The organism is Aeromonas sp. PS2Canimalfood6 (assembly GCF_048276795.1).
Taxonomy (GTDB): domain Bacteria; phylum Pseudomonadota; class Gammaproteobacteria; order Enterobacterales; family Aeromonadaceae; genus Aeromonas; species Aeromonas caviae.
The window spans coordinates 1-18,168 of sequence record NZ_JBLUXC010000063.1 but is presented as its reverse complement, the minus strand read 5'-3'; the positions used below and the strand labels follow the sequence as shown (position 1 = coordinate 18,168).

The following is an 18,168-nucleotide window of genomic DNA, read 5'->3' as shown; positions in this document are numbered from 1 at the left end:
CCAGCAGGATGGCTGCGTGCTTGCCGGTTTCGGCCATGACAGCGCGCAGGTTGCTGATGCGACCACCGTGTTCGGCGTAGTCGCCGTGGGAGAAGTTCAGGCGCATGACGTTCATGCCGGCATCCAGCATCTTGCCCAGCATTTCTTTGGATTCGGTCTTGGGACCGATGGTGCAGACGATTTTGGTCTTTTTCATGTCAGTCTTCATGGTTAAGGAATTTCCGCCGTGCAATATACACCAGTTTTTGGATACTTTTTATGATCCAGAAACAACGTTTTGAGCGAAAACGGCCTCAATTTGAAAGATAACGTTTTCGCTCACAGCTCATTTTAGGGGCTAAAATAATTGATTTTCCGCAACTGAGGCCATTTGGTTCCCATTTCTGGCCCCGCATCCTGCCCGATCCCATGTTGTTAAATGACAAACAACAGGGCCCCCTTGCCGGGGCGATCCGGCCCGATGCCGTTGGCCGTCATCCAGTGTAGTCACTCCCTCCCGTGGCGTCAGGGCGAAGCAGCGCAAGGCAGGAGCCGGTTGGCCTACAGCGGAAAAAAACGCGCCCCTCCCGGCACGCCGGGAGGGGCGGCAGCCCTCTGGATCAGCCGAAGAACCAGTAGCCGCGGTTGACCAGCCGGGTCAGCAGTTGCAGGAAGCCCGCCTGATCGGCCAGTTCCACCAGCGCGTCCTGGGTGATGATGTCCTTGTCGCACAGGAGCGCGATGGCGGCCGGATCCTCGCTTGGCAGGGTCCAGGCTTCGCCGTCGATGTAGCAGGTGCGGCTCTCGCCGCTGAACCAGACGCTGCGCAACCCCGGCACCTTGATGGCGGGCTCCCCCTGGCTCAGCAGGTCGGCCACCTCGTCGGCGCTGTAGTCCGGCTCCACCGGATTGACGTCCAGATCGTGCTTGGCCTCGGAGATCATGGTGCCGAACCACTCCTTGAACAGGGTCTCGTCGTCGAGGGCCTGTTGCATCAGCTCCCGCAGGCGGTGCAGCTCGTGGGGCTGGATCTCCCCGTGGCGGGCGCGGGGCTGGAGGTCCGGGTCGCCGTAACGTTCGGTGCGGATCTCGTTGTCGATCAGGTGATCGGCAAAGGAGGAGACAAGGGCCTTGGCGTCCGGTGCGCGGAAACCCACCGAGAAGTTCAGGGAGGGCTCGATGGCGTAGCCCTCGTGGGGGAATCCAGGCGGGATGTAGAGGATATCGCCCGGCTCCATGATGACGTCGATGATCGCCTCGAACGGCTCGCAGTGCAGCAGGGCCGCGTGGGCGGCGAACTCGTTCAAGGGCTTGGCATCGCCGACCCGCCAGTGACGCTTGCCCTGACCCTGGGTGATGAAGACGTCGTAGTTGTCGATGTGGGGGCCGACACCGCCGTGAGGGGTGGAGAAGCTCACCATCACATCGTCAAAGCGCCAGCCCGGGATGAACTGGAAGGGCACCGCCAGCTCGTGCACCTCGGGTACCCAGTGGTTGCACGCCTGCACCAGCACGGTCCAGTTCTCTTCCCCCAGGTGATCGTAGGATTCGAAGGGGCCGTGGGCCGCCTCCCACTGGTTGTTGAAGCGGGTGACCAGGCGCGATTCGATCACCTCCTCCATGGCCAGACCCGCCAGTTCGTCCGGGCTGATGGGATCCTGAAAGTCGGTGAAACCGCCCTTGATGAGGAGCGGGCGCTTCTGCCAGTAGTGCTCGAGGAAGTGAGCGATATCCAGATTGAGTTGGTACATGGTGCTTCTCGTATCTTGTGAGAGGGCTTGCCCAAGGCGGGCTTGGGCAAGGGCTCTGAAATGGCCCGATAGAGGGTGATCATATCAAATGGGCCAAAATCAACGGGGGCCCTGCCGTCATGACAGAGCCCCCGCCGGTTCGGTTACATCACTTATTTCAGCAGATCGACCAGACGCTGGGCGTCGCCGATGTAGTTGGCCGGGGTCAGCTTCTTCAGCTCTACCTTGACCGCTTCCGGCAACTCCAGAGTGTCGATAAAGGTACGCATCCCTTCGGCGTCGACGCGGCGGCCACGGGTCAGCTCCTTGAGCTTCTCGTAGGGCTTCTCGATGCCGTAACGGCGCATCACGGTCTGGATGGGCTCGGCCAGTACTTCCCAGTTGGCATCCAGATCGGCAGCCATGGCGGCGTCGTTGGCTTCCAGCTTGGAGATGCCCTTCAGGGTCGCCTGATAGGCAATCAGGGAGTAACCCACCGCCACACCCAGGTTGCGCAGTACGGTCGAGTCGGTCAGATCACGCTGCCAGCGGGAGATGGGCAGCTTGCTCGCCAGATGCTGGAACACGGCGTTGGCCAGACCCAGATTGCCTTCGGAGTTCTCGAAGTCGATGGGGTTGACCTTGTGGGGCATGGTGGAGGAGCCGATTTCCCCCGCGATGGTGCGCTGCTTGAAGTGGCCCAGGGAGATGTAACCCCAGACGTCACGGTCAAAGTCGATCAGGATGGTGTTGAAGCGGGCCAGGGCGTCGAACAGCTCGGCGATGTAGTCGTGGGGCTCGATCTGGGTGGTGTAGGGGTTCCAGGTCAGGCCCAGGGAGGTGACGAACTCCTCGGAGAACTGGTGCCAGTCCACATCCGGGTAGGCGCTGATGTGGGCGTTGTAGTTGCCCACGGCACCGTTGATCTTGCCCAGCAGCTCCACCGCCATGATCTGCTTGAGCTGGCGCTCCAGACGGTAGGCGACGTTGGCCATCTCCTTGCCCATGGTGCTCGGGGTCGCCGGCTGACCGTGGGTGCGGGAGAGCAGCGGCATGTCGCGGTACTCGACGGCCAGGCGCTTGATCTCACCGATGAGCTTTTCGCAATAAGGCTTGATCACCTCTTCCCGGGCGGTCTTCAGCATCAGGCCGTGGGAGTTGTTGTTGATGTCTTCCGAGGTGCAGGCGAAGTGAATGAATTCGCTGACGGCGGCCAGCTCCGGGTTCACTTCCACCTTCTCTTTCAGGAAGTACTCCACCGCTTTCACATCATGGTTGGTGGTGCGCTCGATCTGTTTGATGCGGGCGGCATCCTGCTCGTTGAAGTTGCTGACGATGCCGTCAAGCACGGCATTGGCTGCCTCGCTCAGGGCAGGGACTTCCGGGATCCCGGCGTGGCTGGCCAGTTTTTGCAACCAGCGCACCTCGACTTCGACGCGAAAACGCAGCAGACCGAATTCGGAGAAGATAGGGCGCAGGGCATCGGCCTTGTCGCCATAACGACCGTCAATCGGGGAAACGGCAGTCAGCGCGGACAGCTCCATGGGGTGAACTCCTGATGATTGGTGTGGGGGTTAAAATCGTTTGGCCAGTTCCACCATCTTCTTGCGGGCGAAGATGATCTGGGTACGGCTGCCGCCGAGCTGGCGCCACAGCACCACGGCGCGGATGCCTGCGAGCAGCAGGGCGCGCACCTTGTGCTGCACCAGGGGCTGCTGCAGGAAGAGCGGGGTGCCCGCCACCTGGATGCGCGGCCCGATGGGGCTGATAAGGTCGCTGTAGATGCTCGCCATGTTGGCCAGGATCTGCTCGTCGAGCAGATCGAAATGCTGTTGCTGGCGGCCGATCTGGCTGATCCGCTCCCCCAGCATGTTGAGGATGTCCTTGCGCTTGGCGAGCTTGCGCTCCAGCGCGATCAGGCTCACCACGTAGCGGGTCAGCTCGGCATTCTTCTGGCTGCCGTCGGCCCCCAGCTGTTCCACCAGGGCGCGATAGCCGTCGCGAATGGCCAGGTGGCTGCCGAACACTTCCAGCGGCTGCGTGGGGTTGGTGACCAGAATGCTTTGCAGGCTCTCGCGCAGGGAGGCTTCGTCGCAGGCGCCGTCACGGGCCACTTTCTGCACCAGATAGGCGGCCTGGCAGATGCCTGCGAAGGCCATGGTTCTGTCTTGGAATTTGTCGCTCATATCTTCACAGCCCTGTTCTGTTCTTTCACCGGCCGATGCCATTATCCGGCCTAGAATGTGTCGGCCATGTCTTCACAGCCCTGTTCTGTTCTTTCACCGGCCGATGCCATGATCCGGCCTGGAATGTGTCGGCCATGTCTTCACGGCCCTGTTCTGTTCATTCACCGGCCGATGCCATGATCCGGCCTGGACGTTGCCAATCATGTATCGCTGCCTGGTACTGTTTTTCTTTGTCCCTTCTCCCGCGAGGGGAGAAGGGAGTACAGCGCGGACGCTCGTGAGCGCCCAGCCCTTAGACCGGATGGCTGAAACGTTGTTCGATGATGCCGCCGCCCAGACACACTTCCCCGTCGTAGAAGACGGCGGACTGGCCCGGGGTCACCGCAGCCTGTTTCTCGTCGAAGATGACCCGGATGGTCTCATCGTCGATGGGCTGGATCAGGCAGGGGATATCTTCCTGACGGTAACGGGTCTTGACGGTGCAGCGGCGCGGCGCGCGAATGGGGGTGCGATCCACCCAGTGCAGCTGGCTCGCGACCAGGCCGTCGGAGTAGAGGCGGGGGTGTTCCCCTTGCGCCACCACGAGCGTGTTGCGCTCCACCTCTTTGTCCACCACGTACCAGGCCTCTTCGGTGGCATCTTTGCGACCGCCGATGCCGAGCCCCTTGCGCTGGCCCAGGGTGTGGTACATCAGCCCCTGATGCTCGCCGATGATCTTGCCGTCCACGGTTTCGATGGGACCGGGCTGGGCGGGCAGGAATTTGGCCAGGAAGTCCTTGAACTTGCGCTCACCGATGAAGCAGATGCCGGTGGAGTCTTTCTTCTTGGCGGTGATGAGATCCAGCTGCTCGGCGATGCGGCGCACCTCGGGTTTTTCCAGATCCCCGACCGGGAACAGGCTCTGACCCACCTGGGCTTCGCTCAGGGTATAGAGGAAGTAGCTCTGATCCTTGTTGGTATCCAGACCGCGCAGCAGGCGCGGGCGGCCGGTGCTGTCGTCACGGCGCACATAGTGGCCGGTGGCGATGTAGGTGGCCCCCAGCTCTTCGGCGGCGAATTCCAGGAACGCCTTGAACTTGATCTCCTTGTTGCACAGGATGTCCGGGTTCGGGGTGCGACCCGCCTTGTACTCTTCCAGGAAGTGCTCGAAGACGTTGTCCCAGTATTCGGCGGCGAAGTTGATGGTGTGGAGTTTCATCCCCAGCTTGTCGCAGACGGCCTTGGCATCAGCCAAATCCTGGGCGGCAGAGCAGTACTCGTCCGTGTCGTCTTCTTCCCAGTTCTTCATGAACAAGCCTTCGACCTGATAGCCCTGCTGCTGGAGCAGGTAGGCCGAGACGGAAGAATCCACGCCGCCGGACATGCCGACGATCACCTTGATTTGGCTGTTGTCTGTCATTAGTCGAAGTTACCAGTTCGTTTAAACGGGGCGTATTCTACCAGAGTTTTGCGCCCCCGGTCACATCTCCCTGCCGCCGTTCCCCTTGGAAGCCCGGCGGCGGGAAATCGTTTTTCTATTTGTCGGCGCCATGATGAAAAAATGGCGCCAAACGGTCCCGCATAGCCTGTTCACGATCTGTCACGAGAGGCCGTCAGCAAGGTAAAGAGCAGCGCAGGAACCGGAACGTATAGATATACGTGAGGATTCCGAGCAGCACATGAGCCTTGATCATGGTCTCGCAGTAAGAGCGTGGGCAGGCTCTCAGATGAAGGCCTTGAGGGCCGACAGCGGCAGCCTGGTGCCTGCCAGATAGTCCTGGATACACTGCCACACCAGGGGGCTTCGCAGGGCGGGCTTGCACTCGGCAATCTCCTCCAGGCTGAGCCAGTGACAGGCCAGTACGTCACCGTCGGGATCCTCTGGATGGTGCTGACCGGGCGACTTTTCAAGGTCGAAGATGACGGCGGTGCGCACAAAGGTGGCCTCGCTGTCCGCCGGTTTGAAGAGGTAGACCCCGAGCCAGCCGGTGGGCGCGGCGGTGAGTCCGGTCTCCTCCTTCAGCTCGCGGCAGGCCGCCTGGATGAGATCTTCTCCCGGCTCCACGTGGCCGGCGGGCTGGTTGAAGCGGCGCTTGCCCGCAATCTCCTCTTCCACCAGCAAGAAACGCCCCTGCCAGTGCACCAGGGCGGCCACGGTGAGGCGGGTGGGCAGCGGTGGGTGATCGCTCATAAGGACTCCTTGTCTTGTTGGCTGTGCCCCGGAAGGGGCGCTCGATGCAGATCCGCTGTCGCCTTCATTCAGAGGGCTTGGTGCGAGCCGGACGGCGGGCGGTGGTGCGCCCGCCGCTGCGATTGCCGGGGCGCGGGTCTGCCCCGCGGCGGTCCCGCCCCTGGGCTGGATCCTGATCTGTTGGCCGGGCGGTGCGGGGGGCACTGCGGCCAGAGCCCCCGGCTGCGGCGGATGCCCGTGGTTTGCCTTGCGTGGCGGCTGGTCGTGGCGCGGTTGCCAGCTCGGGGGCGGGCAGGGCGCGGCTCTCTCCCGGCGCCAGACCATCGAGGGTCCACTCCCCGATGGCGTAGCGGATGAGGCGCAAGGTGGGGTGGCCGATGTGGGCGGTCATGCGCCGCACCTGGCGGTTGCGCCCCTCCACGATTGTTATCTCGAGCCAGCAGGTGGGGATCTCTTTGCGCTCGCGAATGGGCGGGTTACGTGGCCACACCGCAGGGTCATCCATGATGCGCGCCCCGGCGGGCAGGGTCATGCCGTCGTTGAGTTCCACACCGGCGCGCAGGGCGGCCAGTTTCTCCTCGCTCGGGATGCCTTCCACCTGCACCCAGTAGGTCTTGGGGGTCTTCTCTCCCGGCTGGGTGAGGCGCGCCTGCAACTTGCCGTCGTTGGTGAGCAGCAAGAGCCCTTCGCTGTCTCGATCCAGCCTGCCCGCGGCATAGATGCCGGGCTCTTTGATGTAATCCTTGAGGGTCTCGCGGCCCCCTTCGTCGGTGAACTGGCAGAGCACCATGTAGGGCTTGTTCAGGATCAGCAGCTTGCGATCCACCGGGGCGGGGGCCGGTTTGCGCTCGTTGACTCTCCCTGCGTGCCGGGCCTCCCGGCGTTGGGATGGGCGCGCCGTGGTAGGCCCGCTGGCCGTGCGGCCTGCGTCAGGGCGGGCGGAGAGGGAGAGACGGGGACGGGCTGATTTCATCGCATGCCTACCAAAAACAGGGGATGGCGGAGTGTACCACAGGGGGCGGCCATCAGGGGGAGAGCGGGGCTTACCTCTCGGGTCAGGGGGAGGCGGTGTCCGGCGCCAGTGCGAGGGAGAGGCGCAGCATGTCCTTGTGCTGGATGCCGTGCTCCATCAGGGGCTCGGGATAGTGGATGAGGAAGTGATCCTTCACGACGGCATGGACGCGAAAGCCGTGGCGCTGGTAATAGGCGAGCTGGTGGCCGAAGCTGCCGGTACCGAGTTCGACGCGGCCTATCCCCTTCCCGGTCAGGTTCGCCAGCACGAAGCGCAGCAGGCCGGAGCCGATGCCCTGCTGCTGGCGGTTGGGGGCAACGGCGATGTTGAAGATCTCGGCGGTTTGCTCCCCCACCAGGCCCGCCACGCAGGCCCCCACGACCTCGTTGTCCGCCAGGGCGGCAAAGCCCCAGGCCCCGGGCAGGTAGGCGGCGATGCGCGACGCGGCGGGATCGGCCTCCAGCAGCAGGGCCAGCGGCAGGTGGGCGGGGTTCATCTCGACAAACGTCATCCTTGTTTCTCTTCCTGTTTGTGACGGCGCGTGGCGCGCAGCACGATGGCGGGCTTGACCGATGTGGTGGCTCGGGCGGCGTTCCTCTCGCACGGCATCTCGCCCGGTGTGGATGCCACCAGCCGGATCAGGGTCGGCCACTGCTGCTTGCCGTGGGCACGCCCTTGCCCCTGTGCCCCGATAGGGTTCACCCGCGTCTCAGTGGGCGTCATGCCGGGGAACAGGGGGGCTGGTCCCCGGGATCGGCGCCGGGCGGTTGAGCAGGAAGACCACCTCGCCCCGGTAGTGGGGGGAGGCGGCCAGTGTTGTCTGCCAGGCGGGATCCCACTCCCCATCCTGCACCAGCCCTACCTTGAACGGGATGGTCAGGTGCGCCATGGCGGGCAGATAGGCCTGATATCCCGGCACCGTGCGCGTGCCCTGATAGGTCTGGATCACCAGCTCGTCCACGGGCAGGCGATTGAGCTCTGCCACGTCCCCCGTTTTCGCCCAGTCGAGCAGCCCCGTCACGCTGAGCTTGCACCCGGGAGGCAGGGCACGCCGCAGTTGTTGCAGGGCATTGCCATAGCGATCGAGCTGGCGGGTCGCCGCATCGAAGTCGATCTGGATGCCCGCCACCCTGGCCCCGGCCGCGCGCCACCCCTCGTAGAGGCGCACCAGCACCTGCTCGTGGGCCGGGGAGAGGGGGAGGGCGTTGACACGCACCACCAGCCAGACCTGCCCGGCCTTGAGGGGGGAGGGAACCCGCCCCAGCTTGACGAAGCGGGGACCGCCGGGCCTGTCCAGGATCTCCCCCTGATGCAGATAGAGGGTGCTGGCCTGTTCCAGTACCGGCTGGTGGCGGGTGGCGGACCAGAGCCAGAACCCGTGATAGGCGCTGGCATCGACACTGGCCTCAAGGGGGGTGGCCAGGGCCGTCAGCAGCAGCGCCAGCAGGGCGCGTTCAGGGGGTCTGCTCATGGCTCACCAGTAGTATTTGAGGGATCTGGCCCACACCGAGTTGCCATAGCGCTGCTTGAGGGTGTTGAACCAGGCCTGCCGGGTGCGTTTGGGGATCTCCTGGCTGTCGCAGCTGTTGTAGCCGGAGGGGGCATAGCACTGGATGGCGCGATAGAGGGCATAGCTCTTGTCTTCGGGCTCTGCCTTGGGGTTGGCCATCACGGCCTGATAGAGGGCGAGGCGACTCGGGAACGTGGGACGCTCGTCTTGCGCCAGCCCCCAGATCATCTCGCGATCCTGCCACAGGTCGATATGGGGATCCCGGCTGCGCAGGTACTCCCCGAAGCAGTTGAGGGCATGACCATCGTCGGGGCGCTGCACCAGGGTGCCAAGGGTCTGGGCCAGATCCCGGCAGTGGTAGCCCTGGGGCGTCCCCTCTCCGCGCCACTGGAACGCCGAGAGGCGCACATCCCCGTTGGGCACGGGCTCCCAGGGCGCGTCGGCGGGAGGGGTCGCCTCCTTGTAATCGGCGGGGATGAGGGCCACATCCTGCAAGAAGGTGGCTGGGTCGCTGGCGATGAGATCCCGCACCAGCAGGGTATGGAGCGCAATCTGCCGCTCCGCCGCGCTCGGGCCCTGACTGGCTTGCTGGCGCAACAGGGCAGGTTCGGCCTCCTGCTTGAGCACGGCCGTGCGGATGCGCAGCTGGGTGATGGGGCTGCCCGGCTGGAAGATGGCGGCCGTGTTGCCGGTGCGCACCCAGTGATCCGCCAGCACGTTCTCCACGAACGCCTGCTGGGCCTGACCCAGGGGGGAGGCCACCAGCGCCATCAGGGCCTGCTCGGCCTTGTCGAAGGCCTTCATGCCCTGCCAGGCCCAGATGCGCAGCATCTGGTGGCTGAATGCCAGGGTGGCGTCCTCCTGCCCCGGGGAGGGCAGGGCCAGCACCTGCTCGAACTGCTTGTCCAAAAAGAGGGCGTAGGCCTTGAGATAGGCCGCCTGCGCCTGGTGACCGGTTTTTTGCAGGTGCGCGATGGCGTCGTCCAGCTGGGCATCTTGCCAGTCCCGCGGCCGCTCATAGGTCGGTCTGAGACCCCGCAGGGCATTGACGAACAGCAGCGCCGGCTGGGCCGAGTCCTGATAGGTCGCCTGATGGCGATAGGCATCGCCACTGAGCAGGGTGAGATCAATCTCGTTGACCAGGGCCTCCAGCGCCGGCAAGGGCTGGCGGGTTGCCATGGCCTCGTCATAGGCATCCCGCAGGGCGCCGAGAGCACCGGCCATCCACTGGATGCGTCTGAACAGTCCTCTGGTCGAGCTGGCGTAGCGCCCTTGCGGGTAGGCCGCCAGATAGGCCTGACCCTGGGCCATGGCGCGGCGAAGGGCCTCCTTGTCGCTCCTGGTCACGTCCTGATCGCCGTATTCGTCCTTCGCCTCCTTCATCGCGAGGTTGATCTCCGTGCGCATCACCATGTAGGTCGCGCTCTCGGCCACCCAGGGGGCCTTGGCCTGCTGCAAGGCGGCAAAGCCTGCGCGGGCCTCCTCGAAGCGGCTCTCGTAGAAGTGCCGGGCGGCCTGCAGATACCCCTGCCACTCCAGGGCAGCACCGCTCATTTCGGTAGCGGGGGCCGGGCTCTCCTGCTGCCCCAGGATCAGCAGACGGCTTCGCAGCAGGGACGTGCGCTCCGGGTCGGGCACCTCGCTCTGCTCGAGGGCGTCCAGAAACGCGCTGACCGAGGAGAGGGAGTTGGAGATGGCGTGGCCGTAGAGGGAGTCGTGGCCCGCGTAGTGCTCGAGCAGCGGGGGGAGGGACGGGTCGTAGGCGGCCAGCCGGCTGCCGAGCTGCTCGCGCAGCGCCGGGTCCTCCACCTCCTCCGGCTGGGGGAGGCGGGTGAGGTAGAACAGCGGCTGGCTGCGCTCGTTCAGCGGATCTGCCGGCAGGGTGAAGGGCAGGGGGTGATGCTGGGCATCCCCCAGCAGCATCAGCAGGTTGCCCCGGGTGTCGTTCTCGTTGAGATAGAGCGGATAGGTGGGGAGAGGGCAGTCGGTGAGCCAGAAGCCGCACCCGTCACCGTCACCGGAGGCGAGGGCGGGCAGTGCAACCAGCGTCATCGCCAGCACCGAGCAGTGGGTCAGAGATGTCATGGGATCGCTATCCGTTTGTGGGCCCGCGCCGTGCGTGACGCCCGGGCCGGAAAAGGGTTTTGCAGTGGCGGGCAATAGTACGAAAGAGGGTCACAAACGACAACCCATTCTGACCTGGTCGGCGCTCTCTCTGTCAGGACGCCTGCGCCATCTCCCTGTCCCGAGCGCGTGCTCTTTTTGCTGCTTCGCGGATGTCAGCATCTGCCATCGCCATACATCGCCATACAAAAAGGGCGAATGTGGATGCTTATATCGGGGGCTCTTCGGTGCGAAAGAGCGCCTTGCCGCAGGCGAGGCAGGTGTGGCGAAAGCGATGATCAGGCCAGCCGGTCTGGGGGTGGCCCAGCACCTTGTCGGAGCCGCAGGCGCAGCAGCGCGCCCCATGTTCATCGTCGGTGGCGCACTCGGGATGCTGGTGCAGGTAGTCGGCGCGGGTGGGCAGACGCAGCCAGTCGGGCTGGGCATGGCGCTGGTTCCAGAAATAGCACCCATAGAAGGTGCCTGCGGCGACGGGCAGGGCAAACCACCAGAAGAGATCCATGTCATGACTCCGACGAGAGGGGATGAGGGCGGCAACAACCCGCTCAGCAGGCGCGGTGCGGCCCCATTTTATCGGGGCGGGAGTGGGGCGGGATATGCCCGGATGGGTAACAAGCGAACCTGCTGGTGGTCGGGTTGGCAAGCCGCAGGGTCGGGGTTGGGGATTATCTATCCATTAAAGAGATGGGTTGTGTCATAACCCATCGCATTTTTGGATGGACATGGGGACCTTTCCGGTTGCAAAACTCGGAGAGCGGGGCGTTTTTGTGAAAAAAAATGTGCATACACTCGTCATGCCGATCTCAAGGGAGTCATTGAGCGAATTATAAATATCAAACTATTGATATCAATGGCAAAAATAGTGTTTTTATCAGGCGTTTTCAGGGTGGATAATGTGGTTTCATAAGGAGCTTTAACCCATTTTCTAGATTGGTTTTTGCATAATCAATCGTTTATTTTGTTGGACAATTGGGGAAAACCTGGTGTCCAATCGGGTGAGCAGGTTGGCCAAACAGTGCCGTCAGCCAGTGTGTAACCCGAGATGTAAGGAGACATCCTGATGGAAAAACTTGACCAAAAAATCGACACCATGCGCCAGGAATTCGAGTCCCAGGGGCAAAAACAGGCCCAGGACAGATGGCAGGCCAGGGTCGATGAACTGCAACGGGAGCGCAGCGAAGCGCCCCAGCCGGAAGCGGCAGAACACTAGCCCCTGGCGGCCTTGTGGCCACCAAGTGAGCGCATAATGAAAAACCACCGCCCTGTTCGGGGCGGTGGTTTTTTTGCGCAGTGGCTAGAGGCGATAGAGGTTCTGGGCCGCATCGAACAGCTCCGCGCGCTCGCCGGTGCCGCCGTTGAAGACGGTGTGGAAGAAGCGCAGCACCTTCTCGTTGGCGAGGGCATCCCCTTCGAAGTAGGCGTGAGAGTCCCCCACATGGGGCTGATTGGTCACGTCCACATAGGTGGCCGTTCTGGCGTCCAGCCGCCGGGTGTAGTGGCCGAGCCTCGCCTTTTGCTGCTCCCCCATCTTCATGCGCGATGCCATCAGGGCACCATCGCGCTCATTGATGGTGATGTAGAGGCGGTTGCGACACTGGATGCGATCGACCCACTGGGCGTGAAGCTCGTTGTTGGTGTCGGCGGCGGCCATGATGATGTTGTCGAACAGCAGCTGGTTGGCGTGGTAGGTGGTGCTGCCCAGCAGGTGTTTGAACAGGTAGTTGCCCATGCTGTGCAGCAGCAGGTTGATGGTGAAGGGGCAGCGCTTGTTCACCTCCTTGGCAAAGTAGCGATCCCAGGCCTCGCCGTTGTCGGCGAACTTCTTCTGGGCCTTCTCTTCCAGCTGCGTCACATACTGGCCGTTGAACTCGTCGAGCAGCCCCTTCATCTTCTCCAGCACCCGGTCAAGGGCACCGGCCGAGGCCAGGGCATCGCGCTTGTCGCTCTTGTAGCTCAGCACGCCCCGGGCGCCGCCGCCATTGGCGGGCCAGCTGAAGCAGAGCACCTCGACGCCGTACCGGGCCTCGAGCCCCGCGGCCCGTTCCAGCACATCGTCAAGATCGTTGTTGAAGCCGTGTACGAACAGCAGCAGGTGTTTGCCGGTCTTGAGCTTCTGCTTGGCCGTGCTGCCGGTCCCGGCGCAGCGCTCCAGCAGCTTGCGCGCCACATAGGCGCTGGCCGGGTGGGGGAGGTCGGGGTCAAGGCCGACGCTGGCGGCCATCTCGGCGGTGATCTGATCCGGCAGCAGGTCCAGCTGCCACTGCTTGCCCTGACGTCGGGCCTCGGCGAGGCGCAGTTCGTTGGGGCCCTCTGCGGGTTTTTCGCCAAAGATCTCGCTGGGGGTCTTGCCCTGCTCGTTGACCATCCGGTTGGTGACGATAAACATGGTGTTCTCCTTGTTGTCGTGCTCTCTTCATGATCGGCCACGCCCCGGGCGCCCCGATCACTGGCAAAGAGCCTAGTCCGGATCCGGCTGCCTGTCCCCCGGCGCGCCTTGCCTCGCCAAAGGGGTTACGACGATGTAAAGGCGAACGGGATTTGGGGGAATGGCGCCTTCGGGGCGGCGAGGGCAGGAAGACGCTGTCATCACTAGAGGAAGAGGCCCGGATGGACGGGGCCTGCGCCTCGTCAGGACCAGAGGGCAGCGAGGGAGTAGGGGATCCTCAGGCGCACTGTGATCCACTCCCCGACTATGGTCTGACATGCACGCCCGCTATTTGATTATGCAAATGGATGGGCTTAAGATGGCCGCGCGCAACGATCAGATTGATAACAAACGGAAGTTAGGAGATGCCGATGGAAAGCAAAGTAGTTATCCCGACCCAGGGCCAGAAAATCACAGTCGATGCCAGCGGCAAGCTGCAGGTTCCCCACAACCCCATCATTCCGTTTATCGAAGGGGATGGTATCGGTGTGGACGTGACCCCGGCCATGTTGAATGTGGTGAATGCTGCGGTCGAGAAAGCCTACAAAGGCGAGCGCAAGATCGCCTGGATGGAGATCTATACCGGCGAGAAATCGACTCATGTCTATGGCGAAGGTGCCTGGCTGCCGGCCGAAACCCTGGATTTCATTCGTGAATACTGCGTGGCCATCAAGGGCCCGCTGACCACCCCGGTCGGCGGTGGTATTCGCTCCCTCAACGTGGCCCTGCGCCAGGAGCTGGACCTCTACGTCTGCCTGCGCCCGGTCCGTTACTACGAAGGGACCCCGAGCCCGGTCAAGCACCCCGAGCTGACCGACATGGTGATCTTCCGCGAGAACGCCGAAGACATCTACGCCGGCATCGAGTGGAAGGCAGACAGCGATGAAGCCAAGAAGGTGATCGCTTTCCTGCAAAACGAGATGGGCGTGAAGAAAATTCGCTTCCCCGAGTCCTGCGGCATCGGCATCAAGCCCATGTCCAAGGCCGGTACCGAGCGTCTGGTCCGTGCCGCCATCGAGTACGCCATCGACAACGATCGCGACTCCGTGACCCTGGTGCACAAGGGCAACATCATGAAGTTCACCGAGGGTGCCTTCAAGGATTGGGGCTATGCCCTGGCCCAGAAAGAGTACGATGCCCAGCTCATCGACGGCGGCCCCTGGTGCTCCTTCAAGAACCCGAAGACCGGCAAGACCATCGTCGTCAAGGACGTCATCGCCGATGCCTTCCTGCAACAGATCCTGCTGCGTCCGGCCGAGTATGACGTCATTGCCTGTATGAACCTCAACGGTGACTACATCTCCGACGCGCTGGCGGCCCAGGTCGGCGGCATCGGCATCGCGCCGGGCGCCAACATCGGCGACGGTGTGGCCCTGTTCGAAGCCACCCACGGCACCGCGCCGAAATACGCTGGCCAGGACAAGGTCAACCCGGGCTCCCTCATCCTCTCTGCCGAGATGATGCTGCGCCACCTGGGCTGGACCGAGGCGGCTGACCTCATCGTCAAGGGGATGGAAGCGGCCATCGCCAACAAGACCGTCACCTATGACTTCGAGCGTCTGATGGAAGGAGCCACCCTGCGTTCCTGCTCCCAGTTCGCCCAAGACATGATCGACCAGATGTGATCCGGGTCGTTGAAATGCAAAACCGGCGCCATGAGCGCCGGTTTTTTTATGGAGGAGAGCAGGTCGTCAGGTGGTTTTTTCCACGTGCTGCTCGTAGATCTGCTGCCATTTGCTGGTCTCGGCCTCATCTCCACGGGCCTGCCAGAATTCGCAGATGGAGTTGGCGAGCTCGGATGCCATGGCGTGGTCTCCGTCACGGCGGCTCATCAGATATTGTCCCAACCAGCTTTGATATTGTTTCATCGCCCGATCTCCTTATCTAAGGTGCCCAGAGGGGAGTGCTCCTGGCGTCAAGGTCGCGCAGGAGCGATTCGAACTGGGCACATGTTGTGCTGCGCCCGGCAGGTGTTGGTCGCCGGATCCGGTGGTTATCTCACCGGAAAAAGGGGACAACGGGGCGCAGATGTCAAAAAACGGTCTCTATCGTATCACAAAATAACCAGTCAGTGGGGCTGGATGACAAATCAGGCTGTCCAGCAGTCTGGCCGTCTGTGTCATGGTAGCGAGGGCTGAGGTGCCATCTTGCTGATCTCGCAGCAGAAAAACCCGCCAGGTCGGCGGGTCACGGGGGCGAAAAAAAGATCAGATCCGGGCGCAGGCCAGGTATTTCTCCATCTCCTCGGCGGGCACCATGCCGCCGCCGGTGGCCCACACCAGGTGGGTGGCCCCGGCCATCTTGGCAGCATCCAGTCCCTGCCCACTCTGCCACTCAAGGTTGGTGGCCACTCGCCAGGGGCCTGCCATGCCCGCCAGTGCCGAGGGCTCGAGCCGGATCTCTTCATCCCGGGCCAGGAGCCCCAGCAGGTCGTACATCTCCTGATCGCTCAGGGTGTAGAAGCCCGCAAGCAGGCGTTCCATGGCGCGGCCGACAAAACCGGAGGCGCGTCCCACCGCGAGGCCGTCGGCGGCGGTGAGGTTGTCGATGCCAAGGTCTTGCACCGCAATGGCATCGTGCAACCCGGTGTGGACCCCGAGCAGCATGCAGGGGGAGTGGGTAGGTTCGGCGAAGAAGCAGTGCACGTTGTCCCCGAACGCCAGCTTGAGACCAAAGGCCACCCCGCCGGGGCCACCGCCGACGCCGCAAGGCAGGTAGATGAAGAGCGGATGGTCGGCGTCCACCCTGATGCCCATCTCGTCGAACTGCTTTTTCACCCGCTCGCCCGCCACCGCATAGCCGAGGAACAGGGTGCGGGAGTGCTCGTCATCGATGAAGAAGCAGGCGGGATCGCGCTCGGCTTCCTTGCGTCCCTGCTCCACCGCCACCCCGTAATCCTCGGCGTATTCCACCACGATGGCGCCATGTTGGCGCAACTTGCGCTTCTTCCACTCCCGAGCATCAGCCGACATGTGGACGGTGACGCGAAAGCCGAGGCGGGCGCTCATGATGCCGATGGAGAGGCCGAGGTTGCCGGTCGACCCCACCGCGATGCTGTACTGGCTGAAGAAGTGGCGGAACTCGTCCGATAACAACGTGCGATAGTCATCCGTCTCGCGCAGCAGCCCAGCCTGGATGGCCAGGTGTTCGGCATGGGCCAGCACCTCGTGGATGCCGCCGCGCGCCTTGATGGAGCCGGAGATGGGCAGGTGGCTGTCTTGTTTGAGCAGCAACCTGCCGGTGAGTTCGACGCCATAGCGCCCATTGAGGGTCCCCTGCAGGGTCGGGATGGCGGCGATCCCGGACTCGATGATGCCGTGGCTGGCGCGGGTTTCGGGGAAGGCCTCGCACAGGTAGGGGGCGAAGCGGGCGAGCCGGGCGGAGGCGGTGGCCACATCGTGCCGGGTGAGCCCCACATGGGGCAATCCTTCCGCGAGGGAGGTGGCACCCGGATTGAACCAGGTCACAGGGGTGAGGGCGATCAGCGGTTCGAGCAGGGGAAAGCGGGTGATGAGCCCGGCAATGTCGGTGTGTGTCATGAAAGCCTCGCGTGGAGTGGTGACGGAATCACCCCATTGAACGGCGCCAGTGTTGCCGTGACAAATGATAAAACGCGTGGCTTGGATGAGCCCAGTTGATGCAAATGGTCATCTACTCTGAAGTGTCTTCGAATACGGGTGACTTGAGTCTTCCTGGTGAATGCAAACCTCGCCCTTCTGGTATCATCCGCCAGATAAAAGAGAGGGAGGCCCAACCATGCAACGCGATGAGCACCCAGGGGTGAGGAGCAAGCTGCTCAGCAGCCATCAGCTCGCCAGGCTCCACACCTTCGAGGCGGCGGCCCGCCACGGCTCCTTTGCGCTCGCCGCCGACGAGCTTTCCTTGAGCCCAAGCGCGGTGAGCCACCGCATCTCGGCCCTGGAAGAGGCGCTCGGGTTTTTGCTGTTCCAGCGCTTTCACCGCAAAGTGGCCTTGACCACGGAGGGGCAGCGCATTTTCTGGGCCCTCACCTCCTCCCTGGAGTTCATCAATCAGGAGGTGCTGGAAATCAGGGAGCAGGCGCTGTCGGGCTCCCTGACGCTGCACTCGCGCCCTTCCATCGCCCAGTGCTGGCTGGTGCCAAGGCTCGCCGATTTTTCCCGTCTGCATCCTCACATCGAGCTCAACCTGCTGACGGGCAACGAGCACATCAACCTGCACGGCTACGGCATCGACCTGACCCTCAACTTCGATGCCAGAACCCCGACGGGCCTGGCCATTCACCCCCTGATGGATGAATTCATGGTGCCGGTGTGCAGCCCGCAATACGCCAGCGACCACGGTCTGATGGGGGAGGTGGAGAATCTGCAGCAGTGCCGCCTTCTCCATGACAGGCAAGCCTGGGGTCTGGACACCGACAGCGACGAGTGGCGCACCTGGGGGAGTCACTGGCATCTCTCCCTGGAGGCCTGCTCGTCACACATGGGATTTGATCGAGCGGATCTGGCGATCCTTGCCGCCACCCACCACGCCGGTGTCGCCATGGGGCGCAGGCAACTGGCAAGCCAGGCGCTGGCGAGCGGAGCGCTGGTGATGCCCTTCCCGGATATGGCGGTGCGCTGCGAGCCGCGTTATTACCTGGCGACCCTCCCTCATCGCCAGTGTCCCAAGATCCAGGCATTCATCCGCTGGATACAGGATCAGGCGCAAGGGGCATCCTGAAACGGGACCTGGTTTATTGTCTGCGAAGGTCATGGCCATGAGCGCACTATTTATACAATAAGGGCCGGCACTGCTGCTAAATGACCTGGCGCAGAGCGACGCGGGTAAGAGATAACACCGTGTGCAACGGATGAGGTGAGTCTGAGATTAACCGGGGAAAATAGGAAATAAAGTCTGTGAGAGTATTCCCAATAAGTATCAGGCAGGGAATCGCGAATTCAACTTCGAAGTGCAATTCCCGATTAAAAATCAGGCTGCTTTCAGAAGTTCGTCAAAAACCACCTGTGGCTGTTTAAATCCCAAGCATTTGCGCGGCCTGAAGTTCAGCCGC

General features: G+C 62.9%; 18 protein-coding genes. 3 read left to right on the top strand and 15 right to left on the bottom strand.

What is annotated here, in order from left to right; genetic code table 11:
• The 12 genes from ACNPAA_RS18330 to ACNPAA_RS18275 form a co-directional block, all read right to left on the bottom strand.
• A partial coding sequence (locus ACNPAA_RS18330; protein WP_234924904.1) for a pyruvate kinase occupies positions 1-196 on the bottom strand: 196 nt, incomplete at its 3' end.
• 403 nt (positions 197-599) lie between these two features.
• Positions 600-1,730, bottom strand: a complete 1,131-nt coding sequence (locus ACNPAA_RS18325) for a cupin domain-containing protein (RefSeq protein WP_049636809.1) — start codon at positions 1,728-1,730, stop codon at positions 600-602.
• A gap of 152 nt (positions 1,731-1,882) precedes the next feature.
• The gene (purB, locus tag ACNPAA_RS18320) at positions 1,883-3,253 is read right to left on the bottom strand and encodes an adenylosuccinate lyase (protein WP_053288266.1); all 1,371 of its coding nucleotides are present in this window, start codon (positions 3,251-3,253) and stop codon (positions 1,883-1,885) included.
• A 30-nt stretch (positions 3,254-3,283) separates the two neighbouring features.
• Entirely contained in the window at positions 3,284-3,895 is a 612-nt protein-coding gene (gene hflD / locus ACNPAA_RS18315; RefSeq protein WP_417891938.1) for a high frequency lysogenization protein HflD, read from the bottom strand.
• A 292-nt stretch (positions 3,896-4,187) separates the two neighbouring features.
• A complete protein-coding gene (gene mnmA / locus ACNPAA_RS18310; protein WP_010673619.1) occupies positions 4,188-5,294 on the bottom strand; it encodes a tRNA 2-thiouridine(34) synthase MnmA in 1,107 nt (368 codons plus the stop codon).
• Between the two features lie 303 nt (positions 5,295-5,597).
• Positions 5,598-6,065 carry an NUDIX hydrolase gene (locus tag ACNPAA_RS18305; protein WP_010673620.1) on the bottom strand — a complete coding sequence of 156 codons (468 nt, stop codon included), beginning with the start codon at positions 6,063-6,065 and terminating at the stop codon, positions 5,598-5,600.
• A 64-nt stretch (positions 6,066-6,129) separates the two neighbouring features.
• Positions 6,130-7,038, bottom strand: a complete 909-nt coding sequence (locus tag ACNPAA_RS18300; RefSeq protein ID WP_053288267.1) for a pseudouridine synthase — start codon at positions 7,036-7,038, stop codon at positions 6,130-6,132.
• A gap of 82 nt (positions 7,039-7,120) precedes the next feature.
• Positions 7,121-7,588: a GNAT family N-acetyltransferase gene (locus ACNPAA_RS18295; protein WP_053288268.1), complete on the bottom strand. Its 468-nt coding sequence runs from the start codon at positions 7,586-7,588 to the stop codon at positions 7,121-7,123.
• The gene (locus ACNPAA_RS18290) at positions 7,585-7,779 is read right to left on the bottom strand and encodes a hypothetical protein (RefSeq protein ID WP_053288269.1); all 195 of its coding nucleotides are present in this window, start codon (positions 7,777-7,779) and stop codon (positions 7,585-7,587) included. The genes ACNPAA_RS18295 and ACNPAA_RS18290 overlap by 4 nt, the downstream gene beginning before the upstream one ends.
• A 7-nt stretch (positions 7,780-7,786) precedes the next feature.
• A complete protein-coding gene (locus ACNPAA_RS18285) occupies positions 7,787-8,548 on the bottom strand; it encodes a DUF3142 domain-containing protein (RefSeq protein ID WP_042864178.1) in 762 nt (253 codons plus the stop codon).
• A gap of 3 nt (positions 8,549-8,551) precedes the next feature.
• The gene (locus ACNPAA_RS18280; protein ID WP_053288270.1) at positions 8,552-10,672 is read right to left on the bottom strand and encodes a hypothetical protein; all 2,121 of its coding nucleotides are present in this window, start codon (positions 10,670-10,672) and stop codon (positions 8,552-8,554) included.
• 247 nt (positions 10,673-10,919) lie between these two features.
• The gene (locus ACNPAA_RS18275) at positions 10,920-11,213 is read right to left on the bottom strand and encodes a hypothetical protein (RefSeq protein WP_053288271.1); all 294 of its coding nucleotides are present in this window, start codon (positions 11,211-11,213) and stop codon (positions 10,920-10,922) included.
• A gap of 558 nt (positions 11,214-11,771) precedes the next feature.
• Between ACNPAA_RS18275 and ACNPAA_RS18270 the strand changes: the two genes are divergently transcribed.
• Positions 11,772-11,921, top strand: a complete 150-nt coding sequence (locus tag ACNPAA_RS18270; protein WP_010673628.1) for a hypothetical protein — start codon at positions 11,772-11,774, stop codon at positions 11,919-11,921.
• An 84-nt stretch (positions 11,922-12,005) separates the two neighbouring features.
• Here the strand turns inward: ACNPAA_RS18270 and ACNPAA_RS18265 are convergent, their stop codons facing one another.
• A complete protein-coding gene (locus ACNPAA_RS18265) occupies positions 12,006-13,097 on the bottom strand; it encodes an alpha/beta hydrolase (protein ID WP_042864175.1) in 1,092 nt (363 codons plus the stop codon).
• 410 nt (positions 13,098-13,507) lie between these two features.
• Between ACNPAA_RS18265 and icd the strand changes: the two genes are divergently transcribed.
• Positions 13,508-14,761, top strand: coding sequence for an NADP-dependent isocitrate dehydrogenase (icd, locus tag ACNPAA_RS18260; protein WP_010673630.1), 1,254 nt, complete (start codon positions 13,508-13,510; stop codon positions 14,759-14,761).
• 66 nt (positions 14,762-14,827) lie between these two features.
• Here icd and ACNPAA_RS18255 read toward each other — a convergent pair whose 3' ends face one another.
• Positions 14,828-15,004, bottom strand: a complete 177-nt coding sequence (locus ACNPAA_RS18255) for a hypothetical protein (protein ID WP_080944224.1) — start codon at positions 15,002-15,004, stop codon at positions 14,828-14,830.
• A gap of 339 nt (positions 15,005-15,343) precedes the next feature.
• The gene (gene dsdA / locus ACNPAA_RS18250; RefSeq protein ID WP_053288272.1) at positions 15,344-16,675 is read right to left on the bottom strand and encodes a D-serine ammonia-lyase; all 1,332 of its coding nucleotides are present in this window, start codon (positions 16,673-16,675) and stop codon (positions 15,344-15,346) included.
• A 217-nt stretch (positions 16,676-16,892) separates the two neighbouring features.
• Here dsdA and dsdC point away from each other — a divergent pair, with 217 nt between their 5' ends.
• Positions 16,893-17,837, top strand: coding sequence for a DNA-binding transcriptional regulator DsdC (gene dsdC / locus ACNPAA_RS18245; protein WP_039039246.1), 945 nt, complete (start codon positions 16,893-16,895; stop codon positions 17,835-17,837).
• Positions 17,838-18,168: the final 331 nt, after the last annotated feature.

Excerpts from the sequence above, each read along its gene's own strand:
- dsdC (WP_039039246.1), top strand. The coding sequence starts at position 16,893 with ATGCAACGCGATGAGCACCCAGGGGTGAGGAGCAAGCTGCTCAGCAGC.
- purB (WP_053288266.1), bottom strand. The coding sequence starts at position 3,253 with ATGGAGCTGTCCGCGCTGACTGCCGTTTCCCCGATTGACGGTCGTTAT.
- mnmA (WP_010673619.1), bottom strand. The coding sequence starts at position 5,294 with ATGACAGACAACAGCCAAATCAAGGTGATCGTCGGCATGTCCGGCGGC.
- ACNPAA_RS18295 (WP_053288268.1), bottom strand. The coding sequence starts at position 7,588 with ATGACGTTTGTCGAGATGAACCCCGCCCACCTGCCGCTGGCCCTGCTG.
- hflD (WP_417891938.1), bottom strand. The coding sequence starts at position 3,895 with ATGAGCGACAAATTCCAAGACAGAACCATGGCCTTCGCAGGCATCTGC.
- ACNPAA_RS18305 (WP_010673620.1), bottom strand. The coding sequence starts at position 6,065 with ATGAGCGATCACCCACCGCTGCCCACCCGCCTCACCGTGGCCGCCCTG.
- ACNPAA_RS18285 (WP_042864178.1), bottom strand. The coding sequence starts at position 8,548 with ATGAGCAGACCCCCTGAACGCGCCCTGCTGGCGCTGCTGCTGACGGCC.
- ACNPAA_RS18270 (WP_010673628.1), top strand. The coding sequence starts at position 11,772 with ATGGAAAAACTTGACCAAAAAATCGACACCATGCGCCAGGAATTCGAG.
- ACNPAA_RS18255 (WP_080944224.1), bottom strand. The coding sequence starts at position 15,004 with ATGAAACAATATCAAAGCTGGTTGGGACAATATCTGATGAGCCGCCGT.
- ACNPAA_RS18275 (WP_053288271.1), bottom strand. The coding sequence starts at position 11,213 with ATGGATCTCTTCTGGTGGTTTGCCCTGCCCGTCGCCGCAGGCACCTTC.
- ACNPAA_RS18265 (WP_042864175.1), bottom strand. The coding sequence starts at position 13,097 with ATGTTTATCGTCACCAACCGGATGGTCAACGAGCAGGGCAAGACCCCC.
- ACNPAA_RS18300 (WP_053288267.1), bottom strand. The coding sequence starts at position 7,038 with ATGAAATCAGCCCGTCCCCGTCTCTCCCTCTCCGCCCGCCCTGACGCA.
- icd (WP_010673630.1), top strand. The coding sequence starts at position 13,508 with ATGGAAAGCAAAGTAGTTATCCCGACCCAGGGCCAGAAAATCACAGTC.
- ACNPAA_RS18325 (WP_049636809.1), bottom strand. The coding sequence starts at position 1,730 with ATGTACCAACTCAATCTGGATATCGCTCACTTCCTCGAGCACTACTGG.
- ACNPAA_RS18280 (WP_053288270.1), bottom strand. The coding sequence starts at position 10,672 with ATGACATCTCTGACCCACTGCTCGGTGCTGGCGATGACGCTGGTTGCA.
- dsdA (WP_053288272.1), bottom strand. The coding sequence starts at position 16,675 with ATGACACACACCGACATTGCCGGGCTCATCACCCGCTTTCCCCTGCTC.